Source organism: Shewanella sp. Koi 1 (assembly GCF_052907445.1).
In genome coordinates, this window is the sequence record NZ_JBREJM010000001.1 from 2,217,607 (window position 1) to 2,237,566 (window position 19,960).

The following is a 19,960-nucleotide window of genomic DNA, read 5'->3' on the forward strand; positions in this document are numbered from 1 at the left end:
GGGCTAATAAAATGAAGAACGTAACTTTTAAAAACCGAGATTGGGATATCGCCGCAACGATTCGATTCCCTGCTAATTTTAATTCACAAAAAAGTTATCCAGCTATTATTTGTGCACACCCAATTAGTAGCTGCAAAGAACAAACGGCAGGGAATGTCTATGGTGAAGCACTAGCAAAAGCAGGCTTTATTACTCTAGCATTCGACGCTTCGACCCAAGGGCAGAGTGGCGGTCAACCTCAATACAGTGAAGATCCTGGCACACGTACTGAAGACTTCCGTTGTGCAGTCGATTACCTCGTAACACTCGATTATGTTGATGCGGACCGTATCGGTGTGCTTGGTGTATGTGGTGGTGGTGCTTATGCGGCTAATGTGGCGATGACAGAAAAACGTATTAAAGCGGTTGGTACAGTTGTCGCAACTAATTACGGTCGCATGATGCGTGACGGAGATATGTCACCTGATGCTGCTCTAAACTTGCTAGAAACGATTGGTCAATTACGTACAGCGGAAGCTCGAGGAGCAGACCCTCTTATCGTTGGTTATATTCCGTTCAACAACCAGGTAGAGCGAGAAGGTGCTGGTATTACAGACGTTGATATGGTCAATGCTATTGATTACTACCTGACACCACGTGGCCAACAGGCTGGTTCACCAAACAAACTGCGCTTATCGAGTACAGGGCCAGCTGTCGGTTGGGATGCTTTTCACCTTGCAGATAAACTTCTAACACAACCCCTACATGTTGTCTTGGGAAGTGTTGCTGGTGCCTTTGGCTCATACCGAGATGGCTTTGAGTTGTATACAAAAGCACGCTCAAGTGAAAAATCAATTCAAGTTGTTGATGGCGCTAGCCACTATGACCTCTATGATCAGCCTGAAGCAACCTCAAAAGCACTTGAACAACTAGTACCGTTTTATCAAAAACACTTGATGAACTAGAGTGAATATGAACAAAGAAGACGTCACAATTGACGTCTTCTTTGTTTCTGTAATTACTTAATTTATTCTGTAACTTCCCTCATAAACTGATGTTTGAAATTAGAAATTTTCAAAAACTGGAGTGTGCTTACACCGATATTTTTCGGTATAAACATGATGAGAAAAACTAAGTCAAAGAGAATCTAAAATAAATGCTAAAAATACATGCCCAAAGAAGAAAAGCGGCATAAACGATTTGTGCTGTGGTCGACTTTGACATAGAACAAGTTGAGAATATAATTTTCTTTCTTCTGACATCTGAACGCTGATAGCAACAAAAAATTATATCAACTTATGGTTTTAGAAAGTTCCTAACTTAATGATGTATAAAAGGCGGCTATGTCAACTTATGGCTTCAACAACATTACGAGCATTTATTAAAGCTCAAGGTTGCGTGGCCAATATTCCGAGGAAAGAGAACAGTAAAACTGGGAATGGCCATATGGACTGGTGCTTTTATAAGTACCGGCACTTAGTTGAAAACGCTTTTTTAAGGATTAAAAAATATCGGGCTATTGCGATTCGCTACGACAAACTGGCAAAAAACTACGCCAGTAATGTCGCGTTAGCCTTTGTCATGGTCTGGTTACCAATGCATTGCTGAATAAAATTTAAGCAAAGATCAACAGCCTCTAGTAAAACACGAATAACTTTAAGTATCGCAAACATTAATCAGTTGTGATGAACTTGCGTCGATACTGGCTCGGTGAACTGTTCATCACACGTTTAAATGCGGTACTAAACGCGCTTTCAGATTCATAACCAAGAGAAAATGCAATTGTGGCAATGTTATCGACCGTATTTTTTAGCCGGTCGGCAGCGAGTAACATGCGCCAACGTAATACGTACTCCATTGCGGTACTTCCCACAAGAGCCTTAAAACGTTGTGCAAATACCGTACGAGATAAACCTCCGATACGCGCTAACTCTGCTAAGGTCCAATTATGTTCTGGCTCTGTATGAATAGCACTTATGATCAGGCTAATTTGTTTGTCTGTGAGGGCGGAAAACCAGCCTATTGGCATATCTTTCGAAGTTTCCAAATATAAACGCAGTACCTGAACTAACATTAAATGCGCCATGTGAGTAGCAACAAGTGCTCCTCCCGGTTGTTTATTTTTCAGTTCCTGCGCCCAAAGAGTTAATGACCAGCGTATAACTTCTGCCTGCTCCGTTGCTTTAGATATTGAGATTAATGAGGGCAATGCATCCAACAATACTTCAACGTGACTATTTTTAAACGAAAACAATCCGCTAATAATAAAAACATCCCCACCACCATTGTGTATAGCAAGTCCATCGTTAGCTGCTGCTTTCGCCAGTGCTTCACCATCCTGAGTTTCCAAGCCAGGCTGGGACGAGAGAATTAATCTACTACCACTATTAAGCAAAATACAGTCACCTGCATTAAATTGAATTGGTTCGTGAGAATCTTCGGTCATTCCCCAGCAAGAACCTTTGGTAATTGCCATAAACTTTATACTGTCTTTGTAGGGAGGGAAATTAAACGACCAATCTCCAGCAGCATCAAATCCAGCGTAATATTGGTTATGCGGTTGCAACAGTGACAAGACATCAGAAAGAGGATCCATAGCCAACTCGTACGATCTAAAAGGTTTAAGGTACTTTAAAGCATGGTTTGTACCAAGCGCAAGAGATAAATTAATAAACAGGGCAACTATATTGTTGTAAATATCTTCGAACTTTGGAGCAATCATTATGGTCAAATCAGTCACTTTCAAAAGTAATACTTGGAACATTGCTGGTACTTTACGTCTACCAGAAAATTTTGATGAAAATAAAAAGTACCCTGCGATTATTTGTGCCCATCCAATAAGCAGTTGTAAAGAACAGACTTCAGGTCAGATTTACGGGGAAGCATTAACACAATCAGGGTTTATTACCTTAGCTTTTGATGCCTCGACTCAAGGTGCAAGTGGTGGTGAACCCAAATACAGTGAGGACCCTTCTCAACGTGTGGAAGACTTTCGCTGTGCAGTAGATTATCTCGTGACCCTTCCTTTTGTTGATGATCAAAAAATTGGTGTATTAGGCGTGTGTGGCGGTGGTGGCTATGCTGTAAATGCCGCAATGACAGAAAGACGAATTAAAGCCGTCGCTACTATCGTAGCAGCAAATTACGGGAGAATAGTCCGTGAAGGAGACTTAACGCCTGATAATGCTCTAAAAGCCCTCGAAGCTATAGGTGCACAACGCACCGCAGAAGCAAGAGGCGCCGACTCACTAATTGTGCCCTACGTACCGTTCTCTAGCCAAGTTGAGCTGGACGAAGCAGGAGTCACTGATGTAGATCTGACTGAAGCGGTTGATTACTACCGTACGTCTCGAGGTGAGCAACCAGGCTCTCCAAACAAGCTACGTTTTACCAGCTTAGCGCCAGCATTCAGTTGGGATGCGTTCGCAATGGCAGAGCAACTACTTACCCAGCCTCTACACATTGTAATTGGTGGTGGTAAAGCTGGTGCTTTTGGTTCATACCGAGATGGCTTTGATTTATTTAATCGAGCGCGTTCAAGCCAAAAAACCATACAAGTGGTAGACGGCGCTACGCATTACGATTTGTATGATCAACCACAAGCAACTGAACAGGCTTTGGCTCAGGTCGTTCCTTTCTTCAAGCAGTTCCTAAGTTAAATCATAGCCATGCTATCACTCTGGTAACGCCCAGGGTGATAGCAAATTAGATTATGTTTTAACCGAAGAATGTTAGTAATCATATCCAGTGCAACATGGGCTGGTGACTAAAGATTCATTTCCATACAGAAATCTTAACCTTAATTCATGGCTGTTAATTTGAATGTTCCTTTTTAGGAATTAAATCTGTAACTCCTGTTATGAAAAAATCTAGTCGAGGCTCCATTAATCATATTGTCTCCACGGGAACCCTGATTGTTTTCTCCTAACCTTTCCCCGTATACACATCATCAAAAGGTGCTTGCTAGCACCTGCAAATAGGCCGTCATTGATTACACAAAACAGATCATATGAGTCAATACCGTTTTCCCTGAACGGGCCCAACACTCAAAATCCGTACGATCTACAAAAATAATTAGACTTTTTAGCATGGGTGGTACGAGTTGGCTATTGCATAATAAATCAACGTCAACTAGGCAGCGCCGCTTCACTACGCTCTAACCCGAACAGGAGATTAACTATGAAACGTCTAGTCAACAAAGTCGCAATTATAACAGGTGCCGGCAGCGGCACTGGTATGGGAGCAGTCATTGCCCGAGTATTCGCAGCCGAGGGCGCGGTGGTTGTCATTACTGGTAATAAAAACCGCGTTGATAACATGAATGCGCTGGTTGATGAAATTACCGTTAAAGGTCAGATCGCATCTATGGCAGTACTTGACGTCACTAGTCAAGCACAATGGGATGATGTCGTTAACGACACCATCAGTCGCTACGGAAAAATTGATATTCTTATTAATAATGCTGGCACCCCGGGCCCCAGAGACGGCAGTTGGGACAATGCAACGGCGGAAGACTTCCACCATGTAATGAACGTCAACCTCAACAGTCAGTTTTACGGTATTAAAGCAGTAACGCCGTTTATGGAAAAGTCTGGTGAAGGCGCCATTGTCAACATTGGTTCAGCTGCAGGAATCATTGTTTTTCCTGATGTACCACCGGGTTATAGCGCTTCAAAAGGGGCAAGTCGTCACTTAACAAAGGCCGCAGCTGTCGATTTCGCTCGACGTGGCATACGTGTGAACGGCATCAGTCCGGGGCTAATCGCAACGCCTATGGCGACACATTTTACTGAAGACGAAGAAATGAGGAAAACCTTGTGCCAAGGCATTCCCCTAGGCCGTGCTGGAACATCTGAAGAAATTGCTAAGGTGGCGTTGTTCTTAGCGAGCGATGAATCATCTTACATCATCGGCTCAGATCTTGTTGTCGATGGCGGAATGACACTTATTTAACTTGGTGCAAAGAAAATATGGGTATTGATAAGAAAGTATGGCTAATCACAGGCGCCTCTTCAGGTTTTGGCAAATCACTCGCGCAGGCGGTGATTAAACAAGGAGATTATGTAGCCATCACTGCGCGACGTCTAGAGCGCCTAGCTGAATTGGCTAAAGGCAACGAATCACAAGTCTTGGTCTTAGCTGTAGATATGACCGACAGTGAAGCAAGAAATCACGCAGTTAACGAAACCATTTCACACTTTGGCCGTATTGATGTGCTGGCTAATGTTGCAGGTAGTGGCTCTCTTGGTGCCGTTGAAGAGTTTAGTGAACAAGAATTAAGGTCACAATTCGAGCTGAACTTCTTCTCAACAGCAGAGCTTACCCGAGCAGTCTTGCCGCACATGCGAGAACAAGGTAGTGGCCATATTCTTACGGTTACAAGTGTTGCTGGATTAGCACCTATTACTGGCGTTGGTCCATATTGTGCGAGTAAGTTCGCGCTAGAAGCATGGACTGAAACACTTGCTCAAGAGGTTGAGTCGATTGGGATAAAAGTCACTTTAGTTGAACCTGGCTCATTTCGAACAGGGTTTGCAGGCGATGCAAACGTGCGACCTAAAAATCGTATTGACAGCTATCAGGATATTGTCGGGCCAGTGGAGGACTTTCTTAAGAATAATGCAGGTAACGAGCTGGGTGATCCTAACAAAGCAGCTGAGGCGATGATTAAGGTGACCCAGTCACCGCGAGCGCCAAAACGCCTGATGCTTGGTGCTGACGCTTTTGCACTTTGGGAGAGAACCATTGCAGATCGAATAGACGACATCAATGCGTGGAAAGAATTGGGCTTAGATACAGCGTGTGAAGGCGCTCAGCCCAAACCCATCGGCGAATGATAACTTAGAATATAAGAGTAATAAAATATGACAGTTAATACCCAAAACGTATGGTTTATCAGTGGTGCTTCATCAGGACTAGGAAAGTCTCTGGCAGAAGCCGTCATCGCTAACGGTGACAAAGCCATTATCACCGCTCGCAGGCTAGATCGACTCGAAGCAATCGCAGCCGGGCATGAGGGAAACGTATTACCCCTTGCGATGGATGTCACTGATGAACAAGCTCGTAATCAGGCCATAGCACAAGCAATCCGTCATTTTGGCAGAATCGATGTGCTTGCCAATATGGCCGGAAGCGGCGTTGCCGGTGCATGTGAAGAATTTAGCCTATCGCAAATGCGCCAACAAATGGAACTTAACTTTTTTGCTACGGCTGAACTTACCAAAGCTGTGTTACCGCAAATGAGAAAGCAGGGTTCCGGCAATATTCTCACTGTAAGCAGCATTGCGGGTTTAGTGGCGATGAATGCAGCAGGCCCTTATTGCGCCGCGAAGTTTGCGATTGAAGGTTGGACAGAGTCGCTCGCACTTGAGGTAAAGCACATGGGCATTGATGTTACGTTGATAGAGCCTGGGGCATTTCGCACCGAATTTGCAGGTGATGCCAATATGCGCCCTGAACACAGTATCGAAGCCTACCGCCCCGTGGTTGAACCCTTCGAAACCTACTTAAAAGAATCGGCTGGTAAGCAAATGGGTGATCCAGCAAAAGCCGCTCAGCGCATGCTCGAGGTTGTCGCTAGCGATAATGCGCCGTATCGGCTCATGCTGGGTCGTGATGCCTATAGCATGTGGGATAACACTATCAACAAACGCTTGGAAGATATAAGCAGTTGGCGTGAGCGTGGTGAAAATACCGCCTTCGATGATGCTCAGATAGTTGATATTCAATTGTAGTTATCTATTGATTGCACTGAAGTACGACAATGATTGAATCAAAGTAGGCAACGTTGCCTACTTTTTACTGCAAGTAAATTGTCACGCTTGCTTTAACCCACTTTTATAAGACCAACTTGAATCGATCACATTATGGCGAGCATTGCTCGTTGAGCTGTTATAACGATTTATGTGTCCAAAAGTCGACACTCCTACCCGTACGATCGAAAAGATATTTAGGATTTATCGGCATGTACCGTTCATGGTATGGCGCCTAAAATAGATCTCAACTGCTCGACACTTAGAGCGACATCTATGAGGCTATTATGAATTCAGAACAATTCCCACTGAGCTCCGGGTTTGGTTTCAAATCAACGGCATTTGAAGTTGTACAAGACATAAATCTTCAAGGCCAGTTGGCAATAGTTACCGGCGGCCATTCAGGTTTAGGACTTGAAACAACGAAGGCTCTTAGCTCAGCCGGAGCAAAAGTTCTGGTACTGGCGCGTAACCCACAAGCCGCCCGCGAAGCACTTGAAGGCATAGAAAACGTCGATGTTGATCAGCTTGATTTAGCCGATTTAAGTAGCGTTCGCGCCTGTGCTGAGCGCTTTATTGCCAACGGCAAGCAAGCCGACCTGGTTATCTGCAACGCAGCAGTAATGGCAAATCCTGAAACCCGTGTGGGCGATGGCTGGGAATCGCAATTCGGCACCAACCACTTAGGCCATTACGCTTTGGTTAACCTGCTGTGGCCAGCCATTGCCGAAGGTGCGCGTGTGGTGTCGCTTTCATCTATGGGGCATCACTATTCGCCAATGCGCTGGGATGACGTGCAATTTAACAACGGCTACGACAAATGGCTGGCGTATGGGCAATCAAAAACCGCTATTGCGCTGTTTGCCAAGCAGTTGGATATCTTGGGGCAAGCGAAGGGCGTGCGCTCTTTTGCGGTGCATCCGGGTAAAATTTACACGCCTTTACAACGCCACATGGATATGGCCGAAATGCAAGATCTTGGCTGGTTTGATGTTGAGGGCAACCTTATCGACCCAACTTTCAAGACGCCAACACAAGGCGCAGCCACCACAGTTTGGGCAGCAACGTCACCGCAGTTGGCAGACAAAGGTGGTTTGTATTGCGCCGATTGCGATGTTTCCCCTTTGAATGACGGTGATGAAGCGGAAGAAATCGCGGTTCGCAGCTACGCCATTGACGCTGAGCAAGCGCAGCGCTTGTGGGATTTATCAGTCGATTTAACCGGCATCAATGCTTTTGCGTAAACGATTTTACGAGAAGAAACACCATTTTTACGAAGAGAAAGACAATGAAAGCACTTCTACAAGGTAAAACCGCCATTATTACAGGTGGCAGCGGTGGTATTGGTCGCGCAACGGCCGAGTTGTTTCTTGCTGAAGGGGCAAACGTGGTGATCACCGCTCGTAGACAACAAAAATTGGATGAAGCAGTGCAAGCACTGAGTGCATCAGGTGGCAAGGTGATTGGTGTGGTCGCAGATTCTGCTGACCGTGATGCGCCAAAACGGGTTTTTGAACAAGCCATTGATGCGTTCGGCAAGGTGGAGATTTTGGTCAACAATGCGGGTATTGCCGATTTATGCTCAATTGAAGAGACCACTGATGAACTGCTAGAGCAAGTCGTCAATGTGAACTATCTGGGTGTATTCCGTTTCTGCCGCGAGGCGGTACAACATTTTATGCCTAATAATGCGGGAGTGATCGTGAATGTGTCATCCGTCAATGCGGATTTGCCGGTGTGTGGCCCCGCTTATACCTCCACCAAAGGAGCGGTGAATAACTTAACACAGAATATCGCGATTCGTTTTGCGGGCACGGGCATACGTTGTAATGCTGTGGCACCAGGCGCAACGGAAACTGAACTCGCTCAAGCTTACTTTGATGGCAACATGCTCGGCGGCTGTTCGGGCATGGCGAAATATGGGGCGCTCTACAGCAATCTGGAGCTGCCTGCCACCCAAGCAGAAGATCAAGCCAATGCCATTTTGTATCTCGCCAGCGACATGTCGCGCGCGGTAACAGGGCGTGTGTTAACGGTTGATAATGGTATCAATTTCTAACCTTCATAGGAACGAACACAATGAATAAAGTTTGGTTGATTACCGGTGCTTCATCCGGTTTTGGTAAAGAATTAGCGAAACTGGTTTTGGCAAAAGGCGATAGCGCGGTGCTGAGTGCCCGCCGTCTTGAGTCACTACAAGAGATCGCTGCTGAGTTTGGCGAACGTGCTTTGGCAGTACAGTTAGATGTCACTGATGCGGATAACCGCGCCCAAGCATTAAATGCTGCCATTGCGAAATTTGGTCGCATCGACGTATTGGCGAACATTGCTGGTGCTGGTTCTTACGGTGCGCTGGAAAACTTCACTTCGGAACAGATCCGTCAGCAGATGGAGCTAAATTTCTTTGCGGCTGTAGAGCTATCCCGCGAAGTTTTACCATATATGCGTCAGCAGCAGTCCGGCCATATTCTTAACTTAACAAGTATTGCTGGCATGGTGGCATTCCCCGGTAGCGGTTTGTACAACGCCTCCAAGTTTGCCTTGGAAGGCTTTACCGAAGCCCTGCATCACGAAGTAAAACACTTGGGCATTCGCGTTACTTTGATCGAACCCGGCGCATTTCGTACCGATTTTGCCAGCAGCGCAGCAATGAAAGCAGAAGGTCAAATTGAAGCGTATGCTCCACTGACAGCGGCTATGGATGACTACTACACCACTCAAAATGGCCAGCAAATGGGCGACCCGATTAAGGGGATGCAAGTGGTTATCGACATGGTGGAAAGCGACAGCGCCCCAGTGCGTTTATTGCTGGGCGAGGATGCGTATCAGTTGTGGGATGGTGCAGTTGAATCACGCGCCCGTGATCTCGCTAAATGGCGTGAACGCGGCAAAGCAACGGCAATCCCCGGGGCACTGAAGAATCCGGTTGAAGCTCTTTAAGCAACTTGCCAACTGAGTCATTGAGTCATCAATGGCTCAGTAATTTAGCGAACTAAGCCTGATCTCAGCACAACAGATATCACAAGATATTATCGACAATCCTCATTCCATACTAGCTGTACAAATCGAACAAATGAATACTTCGCGTCAACAGTTGTTATTCTCCGCCAAAGTCTACATTTCGGCGATGCTTGCCTATTTCGTCGCAGTAGAGATGGGATTGAGCAATCCGTATTGGGCGATGGTTACCTGCTGCGTACTCAGCAACCCGCTATCTGGTGCCGTTCGTGCCAGAGCTACCTACCGATTGGCAGGCACACTTTTCGCGGGATTCATCTCGTTACTGCTTTCGGCTTGGTTCGTGAACGAACCGCTCATTTTGATGATAGTGACGGGGTTGGTTTCATCAGTGATTCTGGCGTTATCTTATGCCGATCGAACCCCTAGGGCCTACAGCCTGCAACTCACTGGCGTGACAATTATGCTGGTTCTGGTGGCTTATCTTAGCCAGCCAGAAAACATGTTTACCATGGTGGTAACACGCGTAGTCGAAATTTGCATTGGTATTCTGTCGGTCACCTTGGTGGATGCCTTGGTTTTCCCAGGGACCACGCAGCCGATGCTTCAATCACGCGTCGATAACTGGATGCGCGATCTCAAAGCATGGCGTGATGATTGCCTGACCGGCATCGCAAATCACACCACAGAATCGGATCGACTGGCCATACTTGCCGACGTGTCATCACTGTCTCAGTTGGTTTCGACCATGAAGTTAGACCACGCTGTCGACCGACAAACTCGCCAAGCCATAATCGCGCTGCAAAGACAGATCATGGCGATGATCCCGACCTTGTCTGCACTCGGAGATGCCATTCATAGCTTGTCGTCAGAGACACGCGCTCGCTTGTCGCCCAGTGTCGAAAGCTGGAAAGCAAACAACGAAGTCATACACCCCATTGCGATACCAAAAACGGTTTATCAACACGCATCACCTTGGGAAAAACTGGTTCTTGAGCGTGTGCAGCGACTGCTCAATCAGCACCTCACCGACTGGGAATCGGTCACAGCGTTTCAAGATCTTGTGGCAGGGAAACCAACACACGCTTATACGCGCTACACTGCACTCAAAACCAAGGCATTTCCACTGCCGCCCGATACCGGATTAATGCTGCGCATGTTCATGGGAATATTGCTGACCTACTCGTTGCTCAGCGCGATCTGGTACTTCACCGGATGGAACCAAGGCCCCAATATGGTCTTGCTGGGTGTCGTCGCCATCAGCTTTTTTGGCGGGAGCGATGAACCCGGCATCGCGATCACGCACTTTGGACGCTTTGCCTTTATCTCAGCGTTAACGGCATTTACGTTGGGCTATGTGTTATTACCGCTGGCCAATAGCCAAACCAGCTTTCTGCTCATCATGGCGGCTTTTATGTTGCCAATGGGCGTATGGGCCTCGAAGAATCCGTTAGCGATGTTGGTACTGGCATTAAGCCTGAGTAACGTCAACTTCCAGAATCATTACACCCCATTCAACATTGGGTTCTTTCTGGAAAGCTCCGTTGCGACGTTGGTGGGCGTATTTGTGGCGTTCATTGCTATCGCCTTATCCAGACGTTGGGGAGCACAACATGCCCTACAGCACTTGCTCAAGCGCGAGTATCAGGATCAACAAACATTGGTTCACACCTTCGATGATGCCGCAATTGAAACCTACGCCACACGTTCTTTAGATCGCATGGCCTTACAGGTCTCAAGACTGGGTGCGTCGCTAGGCAAAGAGAGCCTTATTCTGCTGAATCAACTGAAAGCCAACATCACGATGGCCAAGTTGAGGCAGTTGAACAGCGCTCACCCGATGTCGTCGACACTGCAACCGCTATTGCAAGCGCTCAGTCAGCGAGACAAACGCGCTGTGCAGTCGAGCGACGAATTACTCCGTCAACTCGATCGCGCCCTCGAACGAGCAAACCACGAACACCAAACGGACGTTGTCCACCTATTAACGGGATTGAGAATCGCGCTTTATCCAACGGCACCCAATTGGACACCTTTGTATGCTTAACGAACTTGATATTCTGGGGATATACATTTCACCATTGCTGCTGTGCATGGTGTTGGCCTTCTTTCTCCGCATCCTCCTCTCGAGCCTTTTCGTCAAGGCGGGAATGTATCGGCTGATCGCACAAAGACCCATTTTTGATTCCGCTTTATTTATTTCGCTCACTGGTTTGCTTTTCCACCTGTTTGCGCTCATTACCACACCAATAGGTCACTCACTATCATGATGAAACACAAAATTATGTCGAGTTTTAAAATCCTGATGACGACAGGTGCCGTGTTACTGGCGGGTTTCGTCGTATGGAACCTCTACAGTTACTACCATTACGCGCCGCAAACTCGCGACGGAAAAATTCGGGCAGACATCGTACCGCTTGCCACCGATATTTCAGGCACTGTTAACGCGGTTTACGTGCACGACAACCAGATTGTCAGCAAAGGCACGCTACTGTTTAGCTTGGATAAACAGCGTTTGAGTAGTGAAGTGACACAAGCCAAAGCAATGGTGAAGCAAGCACAGGCGACTCTTTACGCGGCGGACCGCGAATACAAACGCTATCAACGATTGAATAGTGCCGTTTCAGCGCAGCAACTAGACGATAAACGCGACTCACGCATTTTGGCACAGGCTCGCTTAGACAAATCTTTGGCCGATCTTGAACTGGCGGAAATCAACCTAAATCGGGCCGATATATACTCACCCGTTGATGGCGTAATCACTAACTTTTCGCTCAGACCAGGCACCTTTGCCTCAGCAGGTGTGCCCGTGATGGCACTGGTTGATCAAGACAGCTTCTATGTCTCAGGCTATTTTGAAGAGACCAAACTGAGCCGTATTAGAAATGGCGCCGTCGCCACCATCTATGTGATGGGCGAACATCAACCGCTCTTCGGACATGTGGAAGGTTTATCGGCAGGTATCAATGATAGTGAGAGAACCACTGCCTCCGGGACGTTACTGGCCAACGTGAACCCAACATTCAGTTGGATTCGCCTCGCTCAGCGCATTCCCGTTCGTATCAAAATCGACACGATTCCAAAAGGCTTCACACTGATTGCTGGACGCACGGTCTCTGTCTCTCTTGAAGAATTTAACTAGGTACGGATTCTACTGTTATCCATGTTCGTCGGCGTATCATTAGCTTAGGGGCTGTGCTCCAATTAATCCACCCCCCATATTTAATAAACGAGTTATTCCGAATTGCTAGGTTATGTCGATAAACTTCACTAATGCACAAAAACTGCATAAATGGTCAGATTTTAACTTATCCCATACAACTTTATCGCTTAGAAGGACAAAGCATGTCAACCCACAACGAACTCAAGCTCACTTTGGGACACTAGTGCATTACTCGCCAGCTCTTGGTTTGTAACATTACCAAAACTAAGCCAACCAAGTTATTGCCAAGAGAGTCTAAAGTTCTCTCTGGCACGTTTTGGGGCAAAAGCCTTTCGTCAGATGAACAGTTCAATGGTCGTTAAGATTGCCTCTATTGCAACCGTGACCGTTGGCGTGCATTGCGGTGTTATTGACCGTATTGGGTTTGTCGGTGGCGTTTGTGGTGATGTTGATGGAGACTGACCGCGACAGCCACGTCTGTCGGTTGGTTGGCTATTTGTGACTGTCGTGCAGTTAGCCATAGCCCTAGGTTCAACATTGGGAGGGGGTTGTTCGATTTAGTCAGCTTTATTCGTCAGCGTTAAAGTCAGGTTTTTGATCAGTATGAGCATACTCATCTGCGCGGCGTTGCTGACGGCCCTGGCAATGCGTCATCAACCTTAAACTAGCGCAGCCTCCTCATGATGAAGCTCAGCAGGGCCATAACCAAAATAACGCTTAAACTCGCGGCTAAATTGTGACGGGCTTTCATAGCCTACGCGATAGGCTGCGACATAGGCCTTGGTTCCTTGCTGCGCGATAAGGTATTTGGCTTTGTTTAAGCGCAACTTCTTAAGGTATTGCAGCGGGGTCTCGCTGGTCACGCCTTTAAATGCTTTATGGAACTTTGATGGGCTCATGCTGGCGAGTTCTGCTAGCTGCTCGACATCTATTTTCTCCGCATACTGACGCTCAATAAAACGCAGCACCTTTGTGATTTTATCAAAATCACTATTCGGTGTTGCGAGTGAATAAAGCACCGCCGCCTGATCGCCATTAAGGGCGCGATAGATGATTTCATTTACTATTGAGGGGCCTAAAATTTGCGTGTCATTTTTAGACTTTAAGCAACTGACCAAGCGACACACGGCGTCTTTCATCTCTTTATCTAAAAATGCTGGCCCAATGGCGCGATTCAATTTTTTGCTGTTGTCACTATTGGACCGCTGAAAACCAATTTGATCAATCATGTGGTACAGCTGCTCAACATCAATCTCAATGTAAATACCTAGGAGCGGCTCTTCCTTGCTGCCGAATGTTTCACATTCAAAGGGAATCGACACCAGATTAACCAAGTAATTATCTACGTTGTAGACGAATGATTCTTTGCCTAGATAGCCCACCTTATGACCTTGCGCCACTATGTAGATCCCCGGTTCGTAAACCATTGGGGTTCTTGGGCTTTGGGTGACGACTTTGAAAAATCTAACCCCCTTCAATGCGGTTTCAGTGGCATCATTTTCAATCAGGTCTAAGTCAGCCATTAGTTCGGCGAGTGCTGTCATGGTCTATCCATCTGCAATATTGATCCACCGAGAATCTATAAAAATCTGCTCCAAATAGAAAGCCTAAAACAGGAATAGGCAAGTTACTGCGAGGAACGTGCATTCAAGGTTTTACTGTCGTTGCTTAATATCATCAAAACGAACTTAGCTCGTACTGCCCCGAATGAATAACGAGCGTCGTCCCAAATCGTTGAAAGGAGCAATAGCATGATATTGAACGAAACCTTCACACTTTCAAACGGTGTGCAAATTCCTAAGCTGGGTCTCGGCACTTGGATGATTGGCAACAATGATGCGGCGCAAACTGTGCGCAATGCGATTGAAGCGGGCTACCGCCATATTGATACGGCACAAGCTTACGGCAATGAGGCTGGGGTAGGCGAGGGCGTGCGAACCAGTGGTGTTGCCCGCGATAAGATTTTTGTTACCACGAAACTCGATGCCGCAGTTAAAACCTATGCTGAAGCGGCGAATGCAATTGATGGGTCCTTGCAGGCGCTAGGTCTGGATTATATCGATCTCATGATCATCCATAGCCCTCAACCTTGGACGGATTTTCGAGCAGGTGAACATTTCTTTGAAGGTAATTTGCAGGCGTGGCGGGCGCTAGAAGATGCCTATCAAGCCAATAAACTTCGCGCTATTGGTGTTTCCAATTTTGAGCAGCCTGATTTAGATAACCTGCTTAAAAACGGCACGGTTAAACCTATGGTCAATCAGATCCTCGCCCATGTAGGCAATATGCCTTTTGAGCTGATTGAGTATACCCAAAAGCAAGATATTTTGGTTCAAGCCTATTCGCCAGTCGCACACGGTGCGGCCTTGGGAAATCCGACATTGCTGGCATTGGCGACTCAATACCAAGTGACTGTGCCACAACTCTGTATTCGATACTGCTTACAGCTTGGCTTGCTGCCACTCCCTAAAACCGCCAATCCCGCACATATGCGTGATAATGCCCAAGTTAACTTCAGCATCACGGCCGCGGATATGGCGCTGCTGCAACAAATTGAGCCATTAACTCACTACGGCGAGGCCAATATTTTTCCTGTGTTCGGCGGTAAGTTACTCGCCGACGGTACATGCGTTGTCCGGGATTAACTCCCAAACCTTGTCTATCAGCACGCATGGTTAGACAGAACATCGCGCCATAGCGGCAAGGTAACAACGGAATTTAGCGCAAATATTAATGCTATCGCCTGTAGCTGAGCGCGTTCGCTCAGCTACAGGCACGACATTATTCATACTCGTTAAGGAGATAATCAAATGTGTGAAGATACAGATAAAACGCGTAGAAACGTTATTAAACTGACCGGCGCGATTGGCATAGGCGCTATGCTGGGCGGCTCTATGAATGTGTTTGCGAGCGAGTCGTCAGGCAAAATTCAATCCCGTGGTTATGCCGCGTTTGATGAATCAGGCAAACTCAAACCATGGCAGTTTGAACGCCGTCCCGTTGGCGATAATGATGTGTTAATCGATATCAAATTTGCCAGCATCTGCCACTCGGATATTCACCAAGAAAAAGGTCATTGGGGTAAACAGCAATATCCACAAGTACCAGGCCATGAAATCGTCGGTATTGTTGCCGCTGTCGGTAAGAATGTGACCAAGTTTAAAGTCGGTGATCGTGCGGGTGTCGGCTGTATGGTCGGTAATCATAATCACAGCCATCAAACCAATGAGGAGCAATATAGTCCCGACACTATTTTTACCTATGGTGCTAAAGATGACCGCTCGCCAACGGGTATCACGCAGGGTGGTTATGCAAACAATATCGTTGTTGAAGAAAACTTTGTTATGCATGTGCCTGAGAGTGTCGATCTAGCAGACGCCGCACCATTGATGTGTGCGGGGATCACCACTTATTCACCACTGATGCGTGCAAACCTTAAACCTGGCACTAAGGTTGGCATTGCTGGTATCGGCGGTTTAGGGCATTTGGCAATCAAGATTGCAGTATCAAAAGGCGCAGAAGTGTATGCCTTTACAACCTCTCCCGATAAAGTGAAGGATATTCTCGCGTTTGGTGCCAAAGAGGCCATTGTGGTGAAGGATCTGAGTAAGTTGGCAGATTACCGCGGTCAAATGGACTATTTGCTCAGCACTATTCCCTATGAGTACGATGTGGCCGCTTATGCATCGGTAGTTAAACCTTATGGAACGTTCACGCAAGTGGGTATGCCCAATGGTTTCGAAGTCAATATCAACGCCCTGAGCCTTGCTTTCTCACGCGTGAATTTCAATGCTTCCCTGATTGGTGGCATTAAAGAAACTCAGGAAATGGTGGATTATTGCGCCACGAACAAAGTGTTGCCAAAAATCCAAAAGATTAAAGCAATGCAGATTAACGATGCTTGGGAGCGTGTCGTCAACAAAGAAGCCAGATATCGCTATGTGATCGATGCTTCGACCTTCTAAGTTGTACCATCGATAAGATATCGTTTAAAAAGGGTGCTCTAGAGAGCGCCCTTTTTGTTGGAATGGCTTCGGTGCTGTAAACGGCTATGGTGATATCAACCAATTGTTTTTAGGTAAGTAAATGTATTTTGTCCGCAGATATAAGAACCAAAATCTGAGCTTAGTTTACCGTTGTTTGGGTATTCGTTTTTAGCACGATGAACGGGCCGACGATATCAATGCCGCCATCGGCATCCGCAACCATTTTTTTCTACCTAACAAATTAACTTTTCGCTTTGTTCTGGGCGGATAAACCAAGGTTTGAATAGGAATCCTTGAACCCAATCGACATTCAGCTCGCGGGCCTGCTGGAGCTGGGCCTCGGTTTCTATGCCTTCTAAAATGCACTGCTTACCCGTGCGTTTGCCAAATTCAATCAGGGCGCAGAGCAGGGCGATACCATGGGGCGCGTCGATTAATTTAAGCCAGTAGCGGTCAAATTTGAGGTAATCCACATTCATCATTAAATCGATAGAGAGCATGGAGTGGGGCGCGCCGATATCATCGAGCGCCACTTGAATATTGGCCGCTTTAAATTGATGAAACAAGCGATTCGCGAGCTCGGCATCACTCACGCAAGTGTTTTCAATGATTTCCACCGTCAATTGCGGATGCTGCGATAGCAGTTCGAGTAACTTTGGGGTATGCGCTCCATCTACTGCGTGGGGATCCACATTCACAAATAACCGCTGCGCCTGAGGGGCGTGTTTGAGCTGAAAGGCTTTTGCCTGAAACTCAACCGCCGCCAGTTGTGCGCTGGCTTCGTGTAATTGCTCAAAGATTAGATTCGGGGCGATGGCTTGACCCTGCTCGAGGTAAAAACGGGCGAGTGCTTCATAGCCATGAATGCGTTGAGTGTGGGGACAGACAAAGGGCTGGTATTCGCAACTTAAGGATAAACCGCTGAGATTGAGCATCGAAACTGGGGGGGGTAAATGGCTAATCGCTAATTATTCGCATTTAGTGGCCAAGAGTGCAAACAAGTTTACCTCGCTTGAGTGCGTTTGCCGATTTAATACTCATACGGTTAAGCGTGAGTGTAAACGGCATTTTAATACCTCCAAAAATAATCAAGGTGGCCAACGCCACCTTGATTACTGTTTGATTACTATTCGATAACTATCCCATTTCCGCCATGCGACTTAGTAATGGAACTTGAGCTCAGCCTCGTTGAATAAAGGCTGCGGCTTTTGTTTTTGCGCTTCGTAAATCAACCGATAACTTAACACGGCTTGCACATATTCACGGGTTTCGGTGAAGGGAATGGACTCGATAAAACTCATGGCATCGAGTTGACCATTCGACTCCGCTAACCAGCGGCGAACCCGCGATGGGCCAGCGTTATAGGCGGCGGTTGCTAACACGCGGTTTTGATTGAAATCATTCAACAATTGCGCGTAATAGGCACTGCCTAAGTTTAAGTTAAGCTCGGCGCTGTAGAGATCCTTTGGATCGCTGTACTTAGCCCCGTGTTTCTTCGCGGTCGCCTTAGCGGTGGCAGGCATGATCTGCATTAAACCGCGGGCACCGACACCAGAGGTTGCATAGAGGAAAAACGCACTTTCACGGCGGCTAATGGCACGAATTTCATCAATATTGACCTTGTGCTTTTTACTGGCATGTTCAAAGCCTGATTGATGCGCCATCGGGAAGCGCAGGGGAATATCATCCCAGAGCTTGCCTTGGATACTGGCCTCCACGCCAAAGTCATACCAGCCTTGATCGTGGGCATAACGACCATAGCGGGCGCGCATCTCATTATTGCTGCGTTTTAGCAGGGCAACCCATTCATAGCGGGCATCGAAGTAACGGTCCAGCGCCATCAGTTCCAATACGCGCACAAAGCCTAAATCGTCTTCGAGTTTTTGGCTGGTCCCATCCACCACAGGCTCTGGGCTTTGATTTAAGGACACGGGCTTATTCAATAACTGTGACGCGGCAAAACCGTAAAAGTTACGCTCATTACTGACCGCCGCTAATGCCTTGGTGGCGCTTTCGGGGGCGTGTTTCGCGTTGGTGCGATACAGCCAATATTGCCAGCGCTCTTTGGCTAAGGTCTCGGGCGATAATAAATCTAAGTAGCGCGCGATATGGGTGTTGTCCTGCTCGCGGATCGCCCAGCGTAAGCGGCGCTCGAACATATCATCGCTTTTCATCTCGGGCAGCAGGTTATCGGCCCAGTCTTTAAAGTTATCATCCTGCTCAATCAACACGCGGCGTACCAAGTACTTTTGCAGCTGTTGATCCTGCGCTGGGGTAAAGCGTTTCGCTTTTTGATACCGAGTATATAAATTGATGGCTTGGTCGAGATCCTTACGGGCAAGGCGTTTTAAACCCGCGGCAACGATATCGCCAACAATAGGATTTTTATCCTTAAATTTTTCGGTATGGCGCAGGCTATTGGGATCTTTAAATACTGCCACTAAGCGTTTTGCCTCGGCGCTATGCACGGTGATTTTTTGCGATAAGTAACTGAGCAGGCTGGTTTGGCCCTCATCGAAACTCAGTAACATCCGCGCCCAAATCACATCTTGAGTGCGCTTACCGGCTTTGGTCCAGGCATTGAAGAGGGGATCGCATTCTTTGGGACGGGAATCGCCATAGACCCAAAGTGACTGCGCCGCCGTGTAGGCGGTTTGGGTTTCGCCCTTGGCGAGTTTGGCTTCATAAAAATAACACTGCAGCCTGACATCGGTTGGCGCGTCTTGAGCGAGGCTCAAAAAGTCATTCCAACGCTTTTGGCCGCCGGCATTTAATAAATATTTTGAACGAAGGCGCTGATACATAGGCGTGGTTTGATATTTATCTATCATGGCCTTAGCGTCGTTGCCGCGTAAATCGTTAAGCTTGCCAATGTCGATATCATGGTCGAGATAAATCGCCAGCGGATAATCGCCTAACTTAGCACGCAGGGGCTTATAGGTGGCATAGTCTTGTTTCTTTAAGGCTTTTTCAGCCTCAAGAAAGGTCTTCTGGGTAGAAGTTAACGCGAAAGCCGCAGAGGCATTGAATGCCCCTGCGATGATAATTGCGCTGGATAACACCATCTTTGTCAATGGGTTGCACATGCAGAACTTGCCTCCGGGCATCAAGGTTACAATCGA

At 47.1% G+C, this 19,960-nt stretch carries 19 protein-coding genes; 15 read left to right on the forward strand and 4 right to left on the reverse strand.

The window, feature by feature from the left end; all coding sequences use genetic code 11:
• Nucleotides 1-11: 11 nt before the first annotated feature.
• Nucleotides 12-944, forward strand: a complete 933-nt coding sequence (locus ACUZ8J_RS09795) for an alpha/beta hydrolase (protein WP_446693710.1) — start codon at nucleotides 12-14, stop codon at nucleotides 942-944.
• Between the two features lie 388 nt (nucleotides 945-1,332).
• Nucleotides 1,333-1,587: a transposase gene (locus ACUZ8J_RS09800; protein ID WP_269471840.1), complete on the forward strand. Its 255-nt coding sequence runs from the start codon at nucleotides 1,333-1,335 to the stop codon at nucleotides 1,585-1,587.
• Nucleotides 1,588-1,651: 64 nt separating this feature from the next.
• On the opposite strand, the gene ACUZ8J_RS09805 is transcribed toward ACUZ8J_RS09800, so the two are convergent.
• Complete coding sequence (locus tag ACUZ8J_RS09805) at nucleotides 1,652-2,743, reverse strand: AraC family transcriptional regulator (protein WP_446693711.1); 1,092 nt, start codon at nucleotides 2,741-2,743, stop codon at nucleotides 1,652-1,654.
• On the opposite strand from ACUZ8J_RS09805, the gene ACUZ8J_RS09810 reads away from it, so the two are divergent.
• The 11 genes from ACUZ8J_RS09810 (at nucleotide 2,703) to ACUZ8J_RS09860 (ending at nucleotide 13,314) form a co-directional block, all read left to right on the forward strand.
• A complete protein-coding gene (locus tag ACUZ8J_RS09810; protein WP_446693712.1) occupies nucleotides 2,703-3,638 on the forward strand; it encodes an alpha/beta hydrolase in 936 nt (311 codons plus the stop codon). The two genes, ACUZ8J_RS09805 and ACUZ8J_RS09810, sit on opposite strands and share 41 nt — an antisense overlap.
• 520 nt (nucleotides 3,639-4,158) lie before the next feature.
• Nucleotides 4,159-4,932: an SDR family NAD(P)-dependent oxidoreductase gene (locus ACUZ8J_RS09815; protein WP_446693713.1), complete on the forward strand. Its 774-nt coding sequence runs from the start codon at nucleotides 4,159-4,161 to the stop codon at nucleotides 4,930-4,932.
• A gap of 17 nt (nucleotides 4,933-4,949) precedes the next feature.
• On the forward strand, nucleotides 4,950-5,816 hold the full coding sequence (locus ACUZ8J_RS09820; protein WP_446693714.1) for an oxidoreductase: 867 nt from the start codon (nucleotides 4,950-4,952) through the stop codon (nucleotides 5,814-5,816).
• A 27-nt stretch (nucleotides 5,817-5,843) separates the two neighbouring features.
• Entirely contained in the window at nucleotides 5,844-6,713 is an 870-nt protein-coding gene (locus ACUZ8J_RS09825; protein WP_446693715.1) for an oxidoreductase, read from the forward strand.
• A 305-nt stretch (nucleotides 6,714-7,018) separates the two neighbouring features.
• Nucleotides 7,019-7,975 carry an SDR family NAD(P)-dependent oxidoreductase gene (locus tag ACUZ8J_RS09830; RefSeq protein ID WP_446693716.1) on the forward strand — a complete coding sequence of 319 codons (957 nt, stop codon included), beginning with the start codon at nucleotides 7,019-7,021 and terminating at the stop codon, nucleotides 7,973-7,975.
• Between the two features lie 44 nt (nucleotides 7,976-8,019).
• Complete coding sequence (locus ACUZ8J_RS09835; protein ID WP_222745315.1) at nucleotides 8,020-8,790, forward strand: SDR family NAD(P)-dependent oxidoreductase; 771 nt, start codon at nucleotides 8,020-8,022, stop codon at nucleotides 8,788-8,790.
• 20 nt (nucleotides 8,791-8,810) lie between these two features.
• Nucleotides 8,811-9,671, forward strand: a complete 861-nt coding sequence (locus ACUZ8J_RS09840) for an oxidoreductase (RefSeq protein WP_446693717.1) — start codon at nucleotides 8,811-8,813, stop codon at nucleotides 9,669-9,671.
• 133 nt (nucleotides 9,672-9,804) lie between these two features.
• Nucleotides 9,805-11,736 carry an FUSC family protein gene (locus tag ACUZ8J_RS09845; protein WP_446693718.1) on the forward strand — a complete coding sequence of 644 codons (1,932 nt, stop codon included), beginning with the start codon at nucleotides 9,805-9,807 and terminating at the stop codon, nucleotides 11,734-11,736.
• Nucleotides 11,729-11,959, forward strand: coding sequence for a DUF1656 domain-containing protein (locus tag ACUZ8J_RS09850; protein ID WP_126513177.1), 231 nt, complete (start codon nucleotides 11,729-11,731; stop codon nucleotides 11,957-11,959). The genes ACUZ8J_RS09845 and ACUZ8J_RS09850 overlap by 8 nt, the downstream gene beginning before the upstream one ends.
• Entirely contained in the window at nucleotides 11,956-12,831 is an 876-nt protein-coding gene (locus ACUZ8J_RS09855; protein WP_446693719.1) for an efflux RND transporter periplasmic adaptor subunit, read from the forward strand. Before ACUZ8J_RS09850 ends, ACUZ8J_RS09855 begins: the two co-directional genes overlap by 4 nt.
• Nucleotides 12,832-13,191: 360 nt before the next feature.
• Nucleotides 13,192-13,314: a hypothetical protein gene (locus tag ACUZ8J_RS09860; RefSeq protein ID WP_269471839.1), complete on the forward strand. Its 123-nt coding sequence runs from the start codon at nucleotides 13,192-13,194 to the stop codon at nucleotides 13,312-13,314.
• Nucleotides 13,315-13,511: 197 nt separating this feature from the next.
• On the opposite strand, the gene ACUZ8J_RS09865 is transcribed toward ACUZ8J_RS09860, so the two are convergent.
• Nucleotides 13,512-14,396 carry an AraC family transcriptional regulator gene (locus ACUZ8J_RS09865; RefSeq protein WP_446693720.1) on the reverse strand — a complete coding sequence of 295 codons (885 nt, stop codon included), beginning with the start codon at nucleotides 14,394-14,396 and terminating at the stop codon, nucleotides 13,512-13,514.
• Between the two features lie 207 nt (nucleotides 14,397-14,603).
• Here ACUZ8J_RS09865 and ACUZ8J_RS09870 point away from each other — a divergent pair, with 207 nt between their 5' ends.
• Nucleotides 14,604-15,497 carry an aldo/keto reductase gene (locus tag ACUZ8J_RS09870; RefSeq protein ID WP_446693721.1) on the forward strand — a complete coding sequence of 298 codons (894 nt, stop codon included), beginning with the start codon at nucleotides 14,604-14,606 and terminating at the stop codon, nucleotides 15,495-15,497.
• A gap of 165 nt (nucleotides 15,498-15,662) precedes the next feature.
• Complete coding sequence (locus ACUZ8J_RS09875; RefSeq protein WP_446693722.1) at nucleotides 15,663-16,817, forward strand: NAD(P)-dependent alcohol dehydrogenase; 1,155 nt, start codon at nucleotides 15,663-15,665, stop codon at nucleotides 16,815-16,817.
• 254 nt (nucleotides 16,818-17,071) lie between these two features.
• On the opposite strand, the gene ACUZ8J_RS09880 is transcribed toward ACUZ8J_RS09875, so the two are convergent.
• On the reverse strand, nucleotides 17,072-17,773 hold the full coding sequence (locus tag ACUZ8J_RS09880; RefSeq protein ID WP_446693723.1) for an EAL domain-containing protein: 702 nt from the start codon (nucleotides 17,771-17,773) through the stop codon (nucleotides 17,072-17,074).
• 225 nt (nucleotides 17,774-17,998) lie between these two features.
• Nucleotides 17,999-19,924, reverse strand: a complete 1,926-nt coding sequence (locus tag ACUZ8J_RS09885; protein WP_446693724.1) for a transglycosylase SLT domain-containing protein — start codon at nucleotides 19,922-19,924, stop codon at nucleotides 17,999-18,001.
• Between the last annotated feature and the right edge of the window lie 36 nt (nucleotides 19,925-19,960).